Genomic DNA, 18,447 nt, shown 5'->3' with positions numbered 1-18,447 from the left:
TAGTGAGGTGTTTGGCTATTTCGAACTCGAGCCGGCAACGCACCGGCTCTACGTCGAAATGGCGGCCCCAACCCTAGATGATAATCTCAGCGATCGCGAACGCCTGAAGCGAGAGCTTACCCGCGTTCACGGGTTCGTTGATTTTACGGTCGATCTTGACTGCCTCAAAGAGATGGCGGTCAAACTGCGCGAGGCCGACTGGAAAGTGACCGCAACTATCATAGAGGGCAGGGACGGCGAGTGCCCGCGCCTTGTTCGCCTTGATTCCGGGGATCGCTCCGCTACTCATTACGGCCTGGCGGTCGATATCGGTACGACTTCGGTCTATGCCGAGATTATCGACTTAAACACCAGAGAATCCCTCGGTCGGGTTTCTGATTACAATGCACAAGTAAGTTGCGGCGAGGATATCATCTCCCGCATCGTCTATTCGTTGAAAAAAGACGGTTTGGCAAGGCTTCAGGGCCTTGTTACCGATACGATAAACAGCCTTATAAAGAGGCTTCTTGAGAAGACCGGCGTGAGCAAAGACGATATCGTCAATATGGTTGCGGCCGGCAACACGACAATGGTTCACCTCTTCTATGGGATCAACCCCCGCTACATCCGCGAGGAGCCCTATATCCCAACAGTAAACTTCATCCCAACAGTAGAAGCATCCAGCCTTGGCGTCGATATCGCCGAGGGCGCCCGCGTCTACTGCATCCCGGGTCGCGCCAGCTATGTCGGCGGTGATATCACCTCGGGTCTGTTGGCTTCGGGCGTATATAAAACCGATAAAGTGACGCTTTATATAGACGTCGGCACGAACGGCGAGATGGCGCTTGGAAACTCAGAGTGGCTGCTCTCCTGCGCGTGCTCGGCCGGACCGGCCTTTGAGGGCGGCTCGGTCAAGTACGGCATGCGTGCGGTAAAAGGCGCGATCGAGACGGTCCGCATCAACCCGGTTACCTATGAGCCTATGATTCTGACGATCGGTCAGACCAAAGCCAAGGGTGTCTGCGGCTCGGGTCTTATCGACGCGTTGGCCGAGCTGTTCCTGACAGGAATCATTAACGAGAAGGGCAAGGTTAATATCGAGATCGGTCATCCGCGTATCCGTGAGAACAACGACCAAGGGGAATACGTCCTGGTCTGGGCGGAGGATTCGGCGGTCAAGGAAGATATCGTCATCACCGAGGCCGACATCGACAACCTTATCCGTACCAAGGGAGCGATTTTCGCCGGTATCACGACACTGCTCGATTCAATGGGCATGCCGGTCGAAGCGATCGAGCAGGTGCTCATCGCCGGGGGCTTTGGCCGCTATCTCGAGCTTGACCAGGCCATCACCATCGGCCTGTTGCCGGAGTTTCCCGAGGACATCGTTAAATATGTAGGCAATGGTTCGCTCATGGGGGCGCACCTTGTTCTTTTGTCCCAAACCGCCCGCGAGTCGGCAAAGGATATCGCCAAGAAAATGACGTACCTTGAACTCAGCACCAATCCGAACTTCATGGATAACTACGTCTCGGCGCTCTTCCTGCCGCATACTAATTTGGATGCGTTCCCAAGCGTTATGAAACGGGTCAAGGAACGAAGCGGGGTATAGCAAGAAATTTGATCGGGCGCTCATTTGTTGAGTTTTGCATATGAAGCGCGTAATCTCGAGATTGGAATCACAAACAGTAAGATTGTTTGGTGACTAAGCAATAAATCCGGCCAGGTAAATGGCCATTGGAAGGTGTTAGTTTTGAGTTTTACGATAGCTGTCGCCGGTAAGGGCGGCACCGGAAAGACCACGATCTCAAGCCTGATCGTCGGGCACTTATTGAGGAAGGGTAAGACGCCGGTGTTTGCCGTTGACGCCGATGCAAACGTCAATCTTAACGAGCAACTCGGCGTTGAGGTCGACTCGACGATAGGCGGGATGCGCGAGGAGCTTAAGAAGAAAGTCGGCGCCAACGAGGTCCCGGCCGGTATGTCAAAAGATATGTACATGGAGTACCTGTTGCAGGATACGCTGGTTGAGAGCACCGGCTTTGACCTTTTGGTCATGGGCCGTCCGGAAGGCCCCGGGTGTTACTGCGCAGCGAATAATATGCTTAAGCGCTATATCGAAGTCCTGGCAAAAAACTATCCCTATATAGTTATTGATAACGAGGCCGGTATGGAACATTTAAGCCGGCGCACGACGCAGAAGATCGACCTGCTGCTGCTCGTCTCCGAGCCGAATCCGATCGGCATAATGACAGCGGCAAGGATTAAAGATTTGGCTAAAGAGATGGAAGTCTCTGTTAAAGAGACGGGTCTTATTATAAACAGGGTCAACGGGCAAGCTCCCGATAGCCTGATAGAAGAAGCGAAAAACTACGGCCTGCAGGTTTTAGGAACGATTCCGGCGGATGACACGCTTATCGACTACGTCATAAAGCACACCCCGCTCGTTGAGCTTCCCGAGGATTCTCCCGTAGTTCAGGCGCTAGATACTGTACTTGGTAAGTTCGGAATCTAGAGATATAGGTAGACAAGAGAGATACGGGGAGGGAGGTGAATGGCGGCAAGGATTATCGATGGGCAGGCGATCTCGGCGTTAGTTAAGGCGGAGGTCGCGAAAGACGTTGCACGGTTGCAGAAGGAACGAGATATTACTCCCGGACTTGCCGTTGTGCTGGTCGGCGATGATCCGGCAGCGCTGGTTTATGTCAACCAGAACGAGAAAGTCTCTGGGGAGTTAGGCATCTTCTGCCAGACGCACCTGCTACCGGGAGATGCTCGTGAGGAAGAACTTCTCGACCTCATTCAAGCGCTCAACGACGATGTCCAGATCGATGGCATTCTTGTACAGCTTCCCTTGCCGCAGCAGATCGACGAGAACTCGGTAGTCGTAACGATCAGCCCCTTGAAGGATATCGACGGGTTGACCCCGGCGAACATGGGGCGCCTGGTGACCGGAGCGCACGGGTTCAGACCCGCAACGGCGTCCGGCATCGTCGAGCTTCTGAAACGCAGTGACGTGAGACTCTCAGGGGCCGAGGCGGTAGTCGTTGGTCGCAGCACTATCGTCGGCAAACCGGTTGCGCTGATGCTGCTGGAAGAGGATGCCACGGTCGGTATCTGCCACTCAAAGACGAGAGACTTGAGCGAGGTATGCCGGCGCGCTGATATCCTTGTCGTAGCGAGCGGGCATCCGAATACGGTCACGGCGGACATGGTAAAAGATGGCGCTATTGTGATCGATGCGGGGCTCAATCGCTGTAACGGTGGCAAGCTCGTTGGGGATGTCGATTTCGAAGGCGTCTCAAGGAAAGCATCCGCCATTACACCTGTCCCGGGCGGCGTAGGCCCGATGACGATCGCCATGCTGATGCGTAATACCGTAGAAGCGGCAAAGGGCCGTGCGGGATTCCCATCGGCGGCGTAATAATGAGTTAGTAGTGAGTGATACAGAAATAATTACCATTTTGGTAGTTACACATATAGGAAAGTCTATCAACAACAAACGTTTCAAAGAAGGGGGATAATAAATGGCTTTTCAAGCACCGACTGAATCATACAATGGAAAGATTAGAGAGATTAAGTTGGGCTCGGCGACACAGGTTGCCGTAGGCGGCGAGAACACGTTGCCGTTTTATACGTTCGAAGGCTCTATGCCGAATGGGCCCAAGATCGCGATGGAGGTGTTCGACACCGAGCCGCAGGGCTGGGCTGAAGAGCTTCAAAGTGTTCTCGGCGATGTCTGGGGCGACCCGGTGGCATGGGCGAAGAAGTGCGAGAGCGAGTTTGGCGCAGACATGATCTGCCTCCAGCTTGCGAGCACCGACCCGAACGGCGCCAACAAAAGCGTCGACGATGCGGTAGCGACCGTTAACGCGGTTCTTGGCGCGGTCAGCATTCCGGTTATCGTTTACGGTTCCGGTAACGTCGAAAAAGACGCAGACGTTCTTAAGGCGGTCGCCGAGGCCACACAGGGCAAAAACGTCGTCATCGGCCCCGCCGTTGAGGATAACTACAAATCAATCGCCGCTGCTGCAATGGGCTTTGGCTCAAAGGTCGCCGGCGAGACGCCAATCGACGTCAATATGGCAAAGCAGCTCAATATCCTGATGAGCAATCTCGGCGTAGCAGTTGATAATCTGCTTATCGACCCATCGACCGGCGCTCTCGGCTACGGCCTTGAGTATTGCTTCTCGGTCAACGAGAGGATCAAGCTGGCCGCTCTTACACAGAACGACAACATGCTTCAGTCGCCGACAATTTCCAACCTTGGCAAAGAAGTATGGAAGGCAAAAGAGGCTAAAATCAGCCAGGAAGAGGCTCCGCAGTGGGGCGACCAGAGGAAGAGGGGCATTCTCTGGGAGACGCTTACCGCGGTCTCAGTAATGCTGGCCGGCGCCGATCTGCTCATCATGAGGCACCCGGAGTCGGTTAAACTCATCAAGCAGACGATTGCTGAGTTTGGTATTTAATTCGTGCATATCTAAGTTGTGCAGAAAATAGTGTGGGCCAATTTCTGGAAGGGGTCCACCTAGAGAATAAGCAGTAAGAAGGAGATAATATGTCCGACAAAATCAGAAGCGTTGATCCAGCAACAATCGAAATGCTGGAAAAAGTCGGCGACATGTCAACCATGTTCAGCCGCGCTGAAGAGCTAAAGCAATGTACCTTTGGCTCAGAGGGTAGCTGCTGCCGTGTCTGTGCTATGGGCCCGTGCCGCCTCGGTGGAAAGAGCAAAGAGGGCCGGGAGAAAACCGGTGTCTGCGGCGCCACGATTCACACGGTTGCCGCCCGTAACCTGGCTCGCGCCGTTGCAGCCGGTGCATCCGCGCACTCGGATCACGGCCGCGCAGTCGCCATGACGTTCCTCGCTGCAGCTAAGGGCGAGGCACCTGGCTATGGCATTAAAGACGAAGTAAAGCTCATGGCGGTAGCCGGGCACTACGGTGTCGAAACCGAAGGCAAGACCGTTCAGGAGATCGCTATCGCTGTTGGCGAGGCCGCTCTCAGCCAATATGGCAAGCAAGAAGGCACGCCGATGGCATACGTACATCGCGCGCTTCCAAAACGTCAGCAGATCTGGGAAGAGCTTGAGGTCTACCCGCGCGGGTTTGACCGCGAGGTCGTCCAGCTTATGCACCAAACCCACGCCGGTGTCGATCAGGATGCCGAGCACATCCTCATGTCCACGGTTCGCTGCGCGATGGCCGATGGTTGGGGCGGCTCGATGATGGCCACCGACCTACAGGATATTATGTTTGGCACACCGAAACCGCTTCGCTCCGAAGCGAACCTCGGTATTTTAAAAGAGAAAGACGTCAATATCATCCTCCACGGCCACGAGCCGCTTCTTTCTGAGAAGATCGTTGACATTGCAACAGACCCGGAGATGATCGAGTACGCCAAGAGCAAGGGCGCCGAAGGAATCACCCTCGGCGGTATCTGCTGTACAGGTAACGAGGTCTTGATGCGCCGTGGTGTCGGTCCGGCTGGTAACATGCTTCAGCAGGAACTCGCTATCGCGACCGGTGTCGTCGATGCGATGATCGTTGACGTACAGTGCGTCTTCCAGGGCGTCGTCGAGGCGTCCCAGAAGTATCACACTAAGGTCATCACGACCAACGAGCGTGCGCTGATCACCGGTGCCGAGCACATCCAGTTCGAAGAGCACAATGCTATTGAGACCGCCAAGACAATCGTCAAAGCGGCAATTGATAACTATGCAAACCGCAAGGGCGAGGTCTTCATCCCCGAGCACAAGAAGCCGATGATCGCCGGTTACAGCCACGAGTACATCCGCTACATGCTCGGCGGTAAGATGCGCGCCAGCATGCGTCCGCTCAACGATGCTATCATCAGCGGCCGTATCCAGGGCGCTGTGGCAATCGTTGGCTGCAATAACCCGCGCACAACGCACGATGCCTCGCACAGATATCTCGTTGAGGAGCTTATCAAGCGTGATATCCTCGTCGTCATGACCGGTTGCGCCGCACAGGGTGCCGCAAAAGCCGGCTATATGGCGCCGGAGACGATGGAGATGGCCGGTCCGGGTCTCAAAGAGATTTGTGAGACCGTCGGTATTGCGCCGGTTCTTCACGTCGGATCATGCGTCGACAATAGCCGCATCCTTACGGTGCTCACCGATGTCGTTCAGGAGGGCGGTCTTGGTGAGGACATCAGCGATTTGCCGGCAGTCGGTATCGCCCCCGAGTGGTATTCGGAGAAGGCGCTCACAATTGCGCTCTACGTTGTTGCCAGCGGCGCGGACGTTATCTTTGGTGGCGCCATGGCACCGTATCGCTCAAGCAGTGAAATGATGAGACTTACAACCGAGGGCTTTAAAGAGAAATTCGGTGCGACGTTTGAATTCTATGCGACAAAAGAAGAAATTCTCGAAGCCACGCTCAATAAGATTCAAGCGAAGAGAAAAGCTCTTGGTATCGATTCAAAGCAAGAAAGAGTCCTCTTCGATATGGATATGAGGAGGGAACTAAATGTCTAAGATTATTGCAACCTCAGCTATTCGGGGCGCACACGAGACCGTAAATCTGGCGGAAGCCAAGATTAAAGAGGCCATCGATGCAAAAGGCGCAAACGAGGCCGTAGCGTTTCCGAACACTGGATACTTCCTCCCGGTTATCTATGCGTTAACCGGTGAGAAAATCGAGAAGGTCTCCGATATGGAGCGCGTTCTCAAAATTGCTAAGGATCTGCTTCCGGAGGAGCCGTCCAAAGACCTATGGCTACCGTATCTCGGCGAGACCCTTGATGCCGGTATCGCCACCCTGTTCGGCGCCGAGATGATCATGGCGCTTCGCTACATCGGTATAGGCGATGCCCCGGTAACGGATCGCTACCTCGGTGCTGCCGACGACGTCATCATGCGCGCTCGCGGTGTCGAGTTCGTAGACGGTTCGGCCCCGGGCTTTGCCGCGGTCGTTGGCGCCGCTCCTACTGTTGAGCAGGCCGTTGCGATTGCTCGCGAGTGCCAGGAGAAGAGCCTCTACACGTTTATCGCCGGTTCGACTAACGGCGTGTGCTTCGCCGATCAGCTTGCTGAGGCCGGCGTAGAGATGGGCTGGGAAACCCGCCTCGTGCCGTTTGACCCGCATGTATACGGCCAAATCTATTCAGTCGGCTTTGCTACCCGTGCCGCTATGGCATTCGGTGGTATCCAGCCGGGTGATTATGAAAGAATCCTTCGTTATAACAAGAACCGCGTCTTCGCCTTCGTCGTTGCGCTTGGCGATGTTGACCCGGTTAAATATGCCGCAGCCGCAGGCGCTATCAGCTATGGCTTCCCGGCAATCGCAGACACCGATATTCCGGAGATCCTGCCGACCGGTGTGTGCACCTATGAGCACGTTGTATCCAACGTGCCGGTTGAGAGTATCATCCAGAGATCCATCGAAGTCCGCGGTCTTAAGATCAAGATCGACAAGGTGCCGATTCCGGTTGCCTACGGCGCGGCCTTCGAGGGCGAGCGTATTCGTAAAGACGACCTCTTCGCCGAGTTCGGCGGAAGCAAGAGCGAGGCATTCGAGCTTCTGCGCATGAAAGAAATGGACGAGGTCGAGGATAACAAGATCGAGCTTATCGGTATCGACTTCAAAGATATGCAGGAGAAGAAGGCATACCCGCTGGCCATCATCGTCGATGTTGCCGGACGTAAGATGCAGAAAGACTTCGAGCCGATTCTCGAGCGCCAGATCCACCACTTGATCAACGGCGCCGAGGGTATCATGCACGTCTCCCAGCGAGATGTTATGTGGATTCGTGCCGGTAAAAAGGCCATCGAGAAAGGCTTCAGCCTAACCGATATCGGCCGCATCCTGCACACCAAGATCATGAACGAGTTCCCGGCCATCGTCGACAAGGTTCAGGTAACCTTGATCACCGAGCCGGATAAAGTCCACGAACTCCTCGAGGAAGCCCGCAAAGACTACCATGAGCGTGATGAGCGTGTCGGCGGTCTTACCGATGACAATGTCGACACATTCTATAGCTGTACACTGTGCCAGTCGTTTGCTCCGACCCATATCTGCATCATCACCCCGCAGCGTCTGGGTCTTTGCGGCGCGTACAACTGGCTGGATGGCAAGGCCTCCTATGAGATCAACCCAACCGGCCCGAACCAGCCGATTCTCAAGGGCGATACCCTTGATGAAGTAAACGGCGAGTGGAACGGCATCAACGAATTCCTCTCGAGGGCTTCGAACGGTGCGGTTCCCAGGCTGTACGCCTACTCCATGATGCAGAACCCGATGACCTCCTGCGGTTGTTTCGAGGCCATCGTCGCACACCTGCCGCTCATGGATGAGGAGACCGGTGCGGTTTACTCAGGTTTCATGATCGTCAACCGCGACTACGCCGGCGATACTCCATTTGGTATGGGCTTCTCCACCATGGCGGGTCTGGTCGGCGGCGGCATGCAGAACCCGGGTATGGCCGGTATCGGTAAGTACTTCCTTGGTAGCCCGAAGTTCCTCTCTGCCGACGGCGGCTTCGCCCGTATAGTTTGGATGCCAGCCGAGCTTAAAGAGCAGCTCCGCGGTATTCTTCAGCCGCAGGCTGAGCGCGCTGGCGACCCCGATCTTCTCGACAAGATCGCGGATGAGACAACGGCGATGACTATGGAAGAGGTATTGGCCTTTATCAAACCGAAGAACCATCCGGTTATCGGCATGGATATGCTGGGCTAATTAACTGATTACAACCGGAAAGCGGTCGGGCGCATAAAAGCGCCCGTCGCTCCCGGTATATTTAAGGATTTACAAAGATTTTGGAACAAAATAGACTAACAACTCTTTTGGAGGTGAGTGAATGTGGCTTTAACCGGCATGGATATTTTTAAACAATTGCCGAAAACAAACTGCGGCCAGTGCGGTATTCCGACCTGCCTTGCGTTTGCGATGAAGCTTGCTGCAGGCGGTGCTTCACTTGAGCAGTGCCCGAGCGTTAGCGATGAGGCGAAGGCTCTACTTTCCGAGGCTTCAGCTCCTCCGATGAGGGGCGTCACCATCGGCGAGGGCGAGTATGCTCTTAAGATCGGTGAGGAACTCGTCATGCACAGACATGAGAAAACATTCTTCAACCCCCCGGGTTACGCGCTCCTCATCGAGGATACCGACGACCCGGCCGAGGTTGATTCCAAGCTCGCATCACTGAAGGATACGGTGTACGAGCGCGTTGGCCAGACTCTACGAGCCAACCTTGTTGCGGTTAAGAACACATCCGGCGATGCCGGTAAGTTCGCCGACACGGTCAAGAAAGTGACCGGCGCTATCGCCTATCCGCTAGTGCTTATGGCAGAGCCTGCAGCTATCGAGGCCGCTATGGGCGCCGCAGATATTAAGAAACCGCTCCTTTATGCAGCGACCGCCGCGAACATCGATGCCATGGCCGAGGTTGCCAAGAAGTACGGCGCGCCGTTGGCGGTAAAACCGGCTTCGCTCGATGAGCTTGGCGAGCTGACCACAAAGCTTGACGGCATGGGTCTAAAGGACCTGGTTATTGATATGGGTACCCGTACCCTTAAAGAGACCTTCCAGAACCTCGTCTTTACCCGCCGCGCGGCTTTGAAGAAGAAAATGCGCCCGTTCGGGTACCCGACCATCACATTCCCGGCCGAGGAAACCACGGACGACATGATGGAGACCGTCCATGCGGCAGTTTACACCATCAAATACGGCGGCGTTATGGTCTTAAAAGACCTCAGCCCGGAGAAGGCATACGCCCTCTTTGTCCTGCGCCAGAACGTCTACACCGACCCACAGAGGCCGATGCAGGTCGACCAGGGTTTCTATCCGATCAACGGCGCAAACGAGGAATCACCGATTCTTATTACGACCAACTTCTCGCTTACATACTTTATCGTTTCAAGCGAGATCGAGGCCAGCAAGATGCCGGTATGGCTCGGAATCGTCGATACCGACGGTCTCTCGACCCTTACCGCGTGGGCGGCAGGCAAGTTTGTCCCGGAGAGAATCGCCGCCTTTATCACAAAGAGCGATATTCTCGACAAGGTCAAACACAAAACAGTCGTTATCCCGGGCTATGTCGCACAGATCAGCGGCGAGCTTGAGGAAGAGCTTCAGGGATGGAAGATCGTCGTCGGTCCGCGTGAGGCCGCAGATATTCCGGCGTTTCTTAAGAGTTTTCAGCCTGTAATGGCGTAAGAAGCAGCGAACAGCGATTAGCGATTAGCGAATAAAGCTAGTCGCTAATCGCTGATAGTAATGATGAACGAAGCAAGCTAAGACTATTAGCTTTTGTAGAGGCAATCAGCGAATAACGAGATAGCCAAGAAACGAGATTCGAAATTTCTTCAGGGAGCATAAACTAATAATTTAACCACTCCTTAGCCATTGCGCTGAGCATGGATTAATAGCGGCGGCTGTAGTTTGCCGTGGTCCATTCGCTATTCGCTGATTTTGATAGTAGTGCGTAGAAGAAAGGTTGCTACTATGAAGAATGATTATTCTCACAGTGAGTTTTTCGATACCTGGGTAACGAGTGAGCCCATCAAGCCGCCTTGCACGAGCGCCTGCCCGGTCAATGCGGATATACAGTCGTTCATTACTCTGGTAGCGCAAGGAAGATTTAAAGAATCGCTCGATACGGTGCGCGAGCGCTGTACGCTTCCCGGAAGTTTAGGACGCATTTGCCATCACCCGTGCGAGGGTGAGTGCCGGCGCAATGATGTCGAAGGAGCGGTCAACATCCGTGCGATCAAGCGCTTTGCGGCAGATATCTGCAAGGACGAGCCGGATTACCAGCCGGTCCCGAAAACCAAGGGCAAGAAAGTCGCCATCATCGGCGGCGGTCCCGCAGGTCTTACTGCGGCTTTTGACCTTGCAAAAGACGGCTTCGATGTAACGATCTTCGAGAAAAACGATGCCTGCGGCGGCGCCATTTACTCCGGCGTGCCGAAGTATCGCCTGCCGAAAGACGTCGTCGCTCGCGATGTCGCGGCAATCCAGTCGCTCGGTGTCGAGATAAAGACCAACACCGCGATCGGCACGGATGTGCAGTTTGATGAGTTAGCTAAGCAGCATGACGCTGTCTTGATAGCCATAGGCCTTTCCGTGAGCCGCGGGATTCCGATTCCCGGGGCCGATGCGGACGGCGTTCTTCTGGCGCTGCCGTTTTTAAAGGAAGCAAACTTTAACGACAGTGCAACGGTCGGCAAGAGAGTGGTCGTTATCGGCGGCGGAAACGTAGCCTTTGACGTCGCCCGTTCAGCCAAGCGTCTTGGTGCGCAAGAGGTCAACCTCTGCTGCCTCGAGAGCCGACCCGAGATTCCCGCATTTAGCTGGGAACTCGATGAGGCCGCCGAAGAAGATGTCACGATCAACCCCTCCTGGGGACCGAAAGAGATAAAGGTCGTTGACGGTAAAGTCGCAGGAATCACCTTTAAACGCTGCACTCGCGTCTTCGACGAGAACCGCATGTTCAGCCCGGCTTACAACGAGGACGAGCTTCTCGAGATCGAGGCCGACAACGTGGTCTTCTCCATCGGGCAAGGGGCGGATATGAACGGGTTTACCGGTACCTCCCTCGAGGTCGATGAGCGGGGCCGCATCAAATGGAACCCTTCGACCTTCCAGACCAACCTGCCGAACGTCTTTGCGTGCGGTGAGGTTGTTACCGGCCCCGGTGCTGCGGTAGCGGCCATGCGAAACGCGCATGACGCCGCAACATCGATCGAGATGTTCCTTACCACAGGAAAAATCGATTCGGTCACCGTACTTAAGCCGGCACCGATCGGCAGGATGCCGCAGCTTGCAATCGACGCTACGCTGCGCAAAGAGAAGAACGCGATTCCGGTTATGGACCCGGCGGTGCGCGTGAAGAGCTTCGTCGAGGCAGAGGGCGGTTTCGATCTTGAGACCGCCGTTTATGAGGCATCACGCTGCATGAATTGCAGCCGCGGCGCTACTATGGCCCGTCCGGAGGATTGCGCGGCATGCCTCTCCTGCGTGCGCGTGTGCCCGTACGGCGCACCGTATATTTCAGAGGCTCGCGTGGCCGGCTTCTCCTGGGAGAGCTGCCAGGCGTGCGGCATTTGCGCGAGTGTCTGCCCGGGCCTTGCAATCGATATCGCTTACAACGACGATACGCTCATCAACGAGCAGATCGATAAGGGCACGAGCGGCATAACGGTCTTCGGCTGCCAGTACGCCGTGCCGACCATCAAGAACCCGGTTTCAATGGCATCGCCATCGATGCCGGGCATAACCATGGTCAGGCTTATGTGTACCAGCCGCCTGGATACGCGGCACCTGCTGCGCGCAGTTGAGAACGGCGCCGACGGAATCGCCGTGCTGGCGTGTACCGATGAGAATTGCCGCCATCGTAAAGCCGTCAACTGGGCCGAGGTTCGTACCAATGAGGTCAAGAAGGTCCTTGAAGCGGCCGGTATCGGCGCGGATCGCATAAGCTTCATGGGCTCACCCGGTGGCCCTGAGGCGTTCGGTCAGATGATGGGCGAGTTCAAGGCAACACTTAATGAACTCGGACCAAATCCAGTTTCTAAAGTGCTCGCTGTAGACTAGCGTTAAAGAAGAGCACTTGAGTATAGATGTAAACGTGAGGCTGTATTTAAGTCGGCGCCGGCAGATGTAGTGAGGCGCCGGCTGCAAGCCCCGCGTCGGGGGAAACCTTAGAAGCTCCATTAGAGATTAAGGAGTGTGCACGAGAAATGATTGTTGCGGAGCCAAAAACCTTAGATGAGATAAAGGCGATGGTGGACGAATACGACCGTGTTTTAATGGTCGGATGCGGCACCTGCGTTGAGGTGTGCTTAACCGGTGGCGAGCGCGCTGTAAACCTTACGGCAACCGCCCTGCGCCTGTCCCGAAAAGTCGACGGGCGTGATATCGAAGTCGGCGAGCAGACTGTCATCCGCCAGTGCGATTTTGAGTACCTGGATGAGGTAAAGGATGCCGACAAGTACCAGGCAATAGTGTCCCTTGCCTGCGGCGTTGGTATCCAGGGAATGGCCAGAAAGTTCCCGGAGATACCGGTTTTACCGGGTGTTAACACCACATTTATGGGCTTTAACGAAGAGTACGGGTACTATACGGAGATGTGCAAGGGCTGCGGCGAGTGCGTTCTCGATAAAACCGGCGGTATCTGCCCGGTGGCCCGCTGCGCGAAGAGCCTGCTCAACGGCCCATGCGGCGGTACGAATAACGGCAAGTGCGAGATCGACTCAAGTCGTGACTGCGGCTGGGTGCTTATCTATAACAAGATGAACGCCATGGGCCAGACCGACAAGTTTAAAGAGATCAACTCGCCGAAGAACCATCAGAAGGCAAACAACCTTCGCTATATGGATTTAAGAAAGTAGGAGGGAAGAACAGTGGGATTTAAAGAAGAGATCCAAAGTGGAAGATTTGTAGTCACCGCTGAAGTCGGCCCTCCGAAGGGAACTGACTTAAGTGAGATGAAGCACCACCTCAAGGGGCTTAAAGGCAAAGTAACCGCCCTTAACGTCACCGATAATCAGAGCGCGGTCATGCGTGTATGCACGCTGGCGATCGCCCAGATTATGATGGATATGGGTCTTGAGCCCATCTATCAGATGACCTGCCGAGATCGTAATCGCTTGGGTCTACAATCCGACCTGCTAGGCGCCTCGGTGCTCGGCATCGAAAACGTGCTTGCCTTGACCGGCGACCATCCGGTACTCGGCGACCATAAGGATGCCAAACCGGTATTCGATATCGAGTCGGTCGGGCTTCTTGGGGTTATAAAGGGACTTAACGAAGGTCATGACATGGCCGGCCTTGAGCTACAAGGAAAGACCGATTTCTTTGCCGGGGCCATTGTGACGCCCGAATCCGATCCGCTCGAGCCGCAACTCGCAAAATTCGAGAAGAAGGTCAAAGCGGGCGCAAAGTTTTTCCAGACCCAGGCGGTCTACGATATGCCGAAGTTCAAAAACTTTATGGCATACGCAAAGCGGTTTGATGTGCCGATCATGGCCGGTATCTTGCTTCTGAAGAACGCCGGCATGGCCAAGTACTTGAACAAGTTCGTGGCCGGCGTCTCGGTCCCGCAGGAGCTTATCGATGAGATAGCGCCGTATAAGGGCGAGGACGCGCTGAAGAAAGGCATCGAAATCGCCGGTCGTCAGATTGCAGAGCTTAAAAGCGTCTGTGCGGGCGTTCATGTTATGGCCATCGGTGCGGAAGACAGAGTTCCTGATATCTTAGCCGCAGCCGGCCTGTAGCATAGTAAGACCAGGCGCATGGATGTCATAGACTTCTGTGTCGCGCTACACTACACTCAAGCTTGGGGCTGTTTGCGGGCACAATAGGGCTGGTGAGCGAGCCCGGAAACGTTTGAGTAAAGGATGATTTTCATTGAAAATAGCTATAACCGGTAAAGGCGGTGTCGGCAAGACAACTGTCGCCGCCGGCCTGGCACGGCTCTTGGCGGAGGATGGCTATAACGTTATCGCCATCGACGCCGACCCGGACGCCAATTTAGCCGCAGCCCTCGGGATCGATCCCGGTGATGCGGCGAACATAATACCGATCGCCAAGATGTCGGACCTCATCGCCGAGCGCACCGGGGGAACACCCGGCACGATGGGTGGCTTTTTTAAGCTCAACCCCAAGGTCGATGATATTCCGGACGACTTAAGCGTCAAGGCCAACGGAGTAAAACTGCTGGTACTTGGCACTGTCGAGAAGGGCGGCTCGGGGTGTATCTGCCCGGAGTCGACGATGCTTAAAGCACTTCTTAAACATGTCATCGTCCGGCGCAACGAGGCGGTCATCATGGATATGGAGGCCGGCATCGAGCACCTGGGGCGCGGCACCAGCGAATCAGTTGACGCAATGCTGGTGGTCATCGAGCCGGGACAGCGAAGCGTCCAGACGGCTCGACAAATCGAGAAACTTGCCAAGGACTTACATATCCCGCGCATCTTTCTTGTTTTGAACAAGGTGCATGACCGCGAGGAAGAAGAGGTTCTTCGCACGTATCTGCCGGATTTACCGGTTATCGGAACTGTCCTTGAGCGCGAGTCGATTCGCAAGGCCGACCTCGAAGGGAAATCCCCCTTCGACAACGACCCGGATTATGTCGCCGATATCAAGGTCATCAAAGATCACCTGCAGGCTGAAATCGGCGAAACGGGTGAGGCGTCCGAGGCTACAACAAATAGATAATAAAGAGGGCTTACTACGGAAGGAGAAACAAGTATGCTTATTATTGCCGAGAAGATCAACATTATGTCGAAGACGATCGGCCCGGCCATGCGCGAGCGCAATGCAAAGCCGATCCAGGATCTGGCTGTCGTCGAGGTAGAGGGCGGCTCTCGCTGCCTCGATCTTAACCTTGGCCCGGCAACCAAAGATGGCCCGGGTATGATGCAGTGGCTGGTCAAAACCGTTGAGGAAGCAGTGGATGATTCCATCCAGCTCTGCCTCGACACCAAGAACGTCGAGGCCATGGAAGCAGGCCTGCAGGTTGTTTCCAAGCACAAACCGATGATCAACTCAACCAACGCCGATATCGACAAGCTTGATGTCTACATGCCGATGGCCGCCAAGTTCGATGCGGATATCATCGCGCTTGCTATGACATCGGCCGGTATCCCGCGCGACTGCAACGAGCGCCTTGAGAACGCCGCCATGATTATGGCCAAAGCCATGGAGCATGGGGTCGATCTCGCGAGAATCTATCTCGACCCGCTCGTATTGCCGATCGGTGTCGCTCAGCAGGATGCGCTCGAGGTCATCGATACCATCCGCCAGTTCCAAATGCTCAACGACCCACCGATGAAATCGGTCGTTGGTCTTAGCAATATCTATAACGGCACACCGAAAGAGCTTCACGCCCGCTTTGGTTATACGTTCATGACGATGCTCGCTTCAGCGGGCCTAACGGCTGCAATCGCCGACTCACTCGACAAAGATCTTATGGCGGCCGTCAAGACGGTTGAGATTCTCAAGAACGAGATGCTCTATGCCGCTTCATACCTGGATGATGTCCTTGGTGCCAAGGCTGAAGCATAATAGCTTGAAATTTGAGAGTAGGAACTGCAGGGGCGGAGCTTGGGCTTCCGCCCCTCTTTGCAGTGTAGAGTCTCTCTAAGTCTCTAACAGGAGGATATATGTCAGAAATGATGGTTCGCACAGACCTAACAATTGAAATAAATGGCCAATCCCTCCGGGCCGAAGAAGGCCAGTCCATACTTGATACTGCGCTGGCAAACGGCATCGCTCTACCGCATCTCTGCAGCGACCCCAGGCTAAAGCCCGGCGAGCGCTGCGGTATGTGTGTCGTCGAAGTCGCGGGTTCAAGCGAGCCGGTTAAAGCCTGCTCTACCAAAATCGCAGACGGTATGGTTGTGGCCACCCAGACGGAAGGCCTGATGGATATACGTAAAGCACGACTCGATGAGATATTTGCCGACCACTGGGCGGACTGTATCGCGCCATGCCGCCTGGCGTGTCCCGCGGGCACCGATGCCCAGGGCTACATCGGCCTCATCGCCCAGAAGCGCTACCGCGATGCGGTGGAGCTTATAAAGCAGACCAACCCCTTGCCGGGTGTTATCGGGCGTGTCTGCACCCGTCCCTGCGAGGATGCCTGCCGCCGTAACCTGGTCGAGGATCGCGTCAGCATTTGCTGGCTTAAGCGATATGCGGCGGACAAAGACAAGCTCTTGGGTGAACGCTTTAGGCCGGCCGTAAAGCCGGCAACGGGCAAGAAAATCGCCGTCGTCGGCGGCGGCCCCGCCGGACTTTCTGCGGCGTATTATCTCGCCGTTGAAGGGCACAAGCCGGTCATTTTTGAGGCTATGCCCAAAGCCGGCGGTATGCTTCGCTACGGAATCCCGGCGTATCGCTTGCCCAAAGATATTCTTGATGACGAGATAAGTGAAGTCGTTGAGCTTGGCGCCGAGTTGAAGATCAACCAGCGCCTGGGTAAAGACTTTACCTTGGAGCAGCTGCAAAACGACTACGATGCCGTATTCCTTGGGATCGGCGCACAGGCCGGCACCAGACTCGGCTGTGAGAACGAGGAAATCCCCGGCGTTATGAGCGGTGTCGATTTTTTACGCTCGATCGGTCTCGACGACCCGCTCCCCATCGGCAAAAAAGTCGCCGTCGTGGGTGGCGGAAACGTTGCCATCGACTGTGCAAGAAGCGCGCTCAGACTCGGTGCTGAAAAGGTCTACTTGATCTATCGCCGCGGCCGCGCAGAGATGCCGGCGCACAGTATCGAAATAGAAGAGTCCGAACATGAGGGCGTTGAGTTAGTGCTGCTCTCCAATCCAACGAAAGTAATCGGTAAAGATAAAGTCGAGGGAGTAGAGTGCATCCGTATGGCTCTGGGAGAGCCTGATGCCTCAGGACGCCGCCGCCCCGAGCCGCAACAGGGGAGCGAGTTTATCCTCGAGATAGATAATCTAATCGCCGCTATCGGCCAGGCCATCGACGGCACCGGCATGGAGCCGGCTATGGAGGGCAGGTACATGGCCGCGGATAAGCGCACCATGCAAACCGCTATCCCCGGCGTATTTGCCGCAGGTGATGCTGTGACCGGACCCAATGCGGCCATTCAGGCCGTAGCGGGAGGGCGTGACGCCGCCTTTGCCATCATCCAGTATTTAAGAGGCGAGCAGCTCGATCTCGGCCCCGCCAAGCCGTTCAGTGCGGTTCGCGGTGGCGTCACCAGGGAAGACCTCGGCGTGCCGACGGCCGAGCGTATGCAGATGCCTGCGCTTCATGATAACAAAGACCGTCTTGGGCTCGGTAACTTTACAGAGGTCGAGTTGGGCTTGAGCGATGCGGACGCGGAGAAAGAAGCGCAGCGTTGCCTCGAGTGCGGCTGTATCAAGCAAAACGATTGCGACCTTCGCGACGCGGCGATCGAACATGGGATCGAGCCCGGCGAGAACTATGAGGCCATGCGCCACTTCAAGATAGACAAGAGCCATCCGATCGTGCTTCGCAACCAGAATAAGTGCATCCAATGCCAGAAATGCGTTGCTATCTGCGACGAGGTGGTCGGTGTTGGCGCGTTCGAATACCGTGAGAAAGAAAACGATATCGTCCCAACAGGCAATATCCCGCTTTTGGAAACCAAATGCGAGGCGTGCGGCCAGTGTATCTCGGCCTGCCCGACGGCAGCGCTTATCGAGAACAGGCCTAAATTCGCCCGTGAATTCCTCTGGCCGCCAAAAGTCACCACGACCACCTGCACGTATTGCGGTGTCGGTTGCACGCTAGAGTTAAATACCGATCACGCGGGCAAGGTATTCCGCGTGACGCAAACGCTCGGCGAGGGCGTTAACAAAGGCAGCCTTTGCGGCAAAGGCCGTTTCGGCTATCATTTTATAAGCCATCCGGACCGCCTTACGACCCCGCTTATCCGCAAGGATGGTGAGCTTGTTGAGGCGTCCTGGGATGAGGCCATCAACCTTGTCGCGGCAAAACTCTTTGA

Annotated in this window: 13 protein-coding genes; all 13 read left to right on the top strand. The window is 55.4% G+C overall.

Annotated features, from left to right (window positions below):
* A partial coding sequence (locus ACYC56_RS04895; protein WP_461373066.1) for an ASKHA domain-containing protein occupies nucleotides 1-1,591 on the top strand: 1,591 nt, incomplete at its 5' end.
* Nucleotides 1,592-1,723: 132 nt separating this feature from the next.
* Nucleotides 1,724-2,494 carry an ATP-binding protein gene (locus ACYC56_RS04890; protein ID WP_461373065.1) on the top strand — a complete coding sequence of 257 codons (771 nt, stop codon included), beginning with the start codon at nucleotides 1,724-1,726 and terminating at the stop codon, nucleotides 2,492-2,494.
* A 39-nt stretch (nucleotides 2,495-2,533) separates the two neighbouring features.
* A complete protein-coding gene (gene folD / locus ACYC56_RS04885; protein ID WP_461373064.1) occupies nucleotides 2,534-3,403 on the top strand; it encodes a bifunctional methylenetetrahydrofolate dehydrogenase/methenyltetrahydrofolate cyclohydrolase FolD in 870 nt (289 codons plus the stop codon).
* A gap of 103 nt (nucleotides 3,404-3,506) precedes the next feature.
* Nucleotides 3,507-4,448, top strand: coding sequence for an acetyl-CoA decarbonylase/synthase complex subunit delta (locus ACYC56_RS04880; RefSeq protein ID WP_461373063.1), 942 nt, complete (start codon nucleotides 3,507-3,509; stop codon nucleotides 4,446-4,448).
* An 89-nt stretch (nucleotides 4,449-4,537) separates the two neighbouring features.
* Complete coding sequence (gene cooS / locus ACYC56_RS04875) at nucleotides 4,538-6,478, top strand: anaerobic carbon-monoxide dehydrogenase catalytic subunit (RefSeq protein ID WP_461373062.1); 1,941 nt, start codon at nucleotides 4,538-4,540, stop codon at nucleotides 6,476-6,478.
* Nucleotides 6,471-8,678: an acetyl-CoA decarbonylase/synthase complex subunit alpha/beta gene (gene acsB, locus ACYC56_RS04870; RefSeq protein WP_461373061.1), complete on the top strand. Its 2,208-nt coding sequence runs from the start codon at nucleotides 6,471-6,473 to the stop codon at nucleotides 8,676-8,678. The genes cooS and acsB overlap by 8 nt, the downstream gene beginning before the upstream one ends.
* 123 nt (nucleotides 8,679-8,801) lie before the next feature.
* Nucleotides 8,802-10,154, top strand: coding sequence for an acetyl-CoA decarbonylase/synthase complex subunit gamma (acsC, locus tag ACYC56_RS04865; RefSeq protein ID WP_461373060.1), 1,353 nt, complete (start codon nucleotides 8,802-8,804; stop codon nucleotides 10,152-10,154).
* Between the two features lie 288 nt (nucleotides 10,155-10,442).
* Nucleotides 10,443-12,533, top strand: a complete 2,091-nt coding sequence (locus ACYC56_RS04860; RefSeq protein ID WP_461373059.1) for an FAD-dependent oxidoreductase — start codon at nucleotides 10,443-10,445, stop codon at nucleotides 12,531-12,533.
* A gap of 146 nt (nucleotides 12,534-12,679) precedes the next feature.
* Nucleotides 12,680-13,330 carry a methylenetetrahydrofolate reductase C-terminal domain-containing protein gene (locus tag ACYC56_RS04855; protein WP_461373058.1) on the top strand — a complete coding sequence of 217 codons (651 nt, stop codon included), beginning with the start codon at nucleotides 12,680-12,682 and terminating at the stop codon, nucleotides 13,328-13,330.
* A gap of 12 nt (nucleotides 13,331-13,342) precedes the next feature.
* Complete coding sequence (locus ACYC56_RS04850; protein ID WP_461373057.1) at nucleotides 13,343-14,215, top strand: methylenetetrahydrofolate reductase; 873 nt, start codon at nucleotides 13,343-13,345, stop codon at nucleotides 14,213-14,215.
* Nucleotides 14,216-14,348: 133 nt separating this feature from the next.
* Nucleotides 14,349-15,161: an ATP-binding protein gene (locus ACYC56_RS04845; protein WP_461373056.1), complete on the top strand. Its 813-nt coding sequence runs from the start codon at nucleotides 14,349-14,351 to the stop codon at nucleotides 15,159-15,161.
* Nucleotides 15,162-15,194: 33 nt separating this feature from the next.
* Entirely contained in the window at nucleotides 15,195-16,010 is an 816-nt protein-coding gene (locus ACYC56_RS04840; protein ID WP_461373055.1) for a dihydropteroate synthase, read from the top strand.
* A gap of 98 nt (nucleotides 16,011-16,108) precedes the next feature.
* Nucleotides 16,109-18,447: FAD-dependent oxidoreductase (locus ACYC56_RS04835; protein WP_461373054.1), on the top strand; the 2,339-nt coding region annotated here is incomplete at its 3' end.

The organism is Candidatus Aquicultor sp., assembly GCF_054640775.1.
The sequence above is the reverse complement of the archived record's forward strand: the minus strand, read 5'-3'. Positions and strand labels throughout refer to the sequence as shown.

What these genes read in the sequence shown, in the direction of transcription:
- ACYC56_RS04860 (WP_461373059.1), top strand. Translation starts at nt 10,443, where the DNA reads ATGAAGAATGATTATTCTCACAGTGAGTTTTTCGATACCTGGGTAACG.
- acsB (WP_461373061.1), top strand. Translation starts at nt 6,471, where the DNA reads ATGTCTAAGATTATTGCAACCTCAGCTATTCGGGGCGCACACGAGACC.
- cooS (WP_461373062.1), top strand. Translation starts at nt 4,538, where the DNA reads ATGTCCGACAAAATCAGAAGCGTTGATCCAGCAACAATCGAAATGCTG.
- ACYC56_RS04840 (WP_461373055.1), top strand. Translation starts at nt 15,195, where the DNA reads ATGCTTATTATTGCCGAGAAGATCAACATTATGTCGAAGACGATCGGC.
- ACYC56_RS04855 (WP_461373058.1), top strand. Translation starts at nt 12,680, where the DNA reads ATGATTGTTGCGGAGCCAAAAACCTTAGATGAGATAAAGGCGATGGTG.
- folD (WP_461373064.1), top strand. Translation starts at nt 2,534, where the DNA reads ATGGCGGCAAGGATTATCGATGGGCAGGCGATCTCGGCGTTAGTTAAG.
- ACYC56_RS04880 (WP_461373063.1), top strand. Translation starts at nt 3,507, where the DNA reads ATGGCTTTTCAAGCACCGACTGAATCATACAATGGAAAGATTAGAGAG.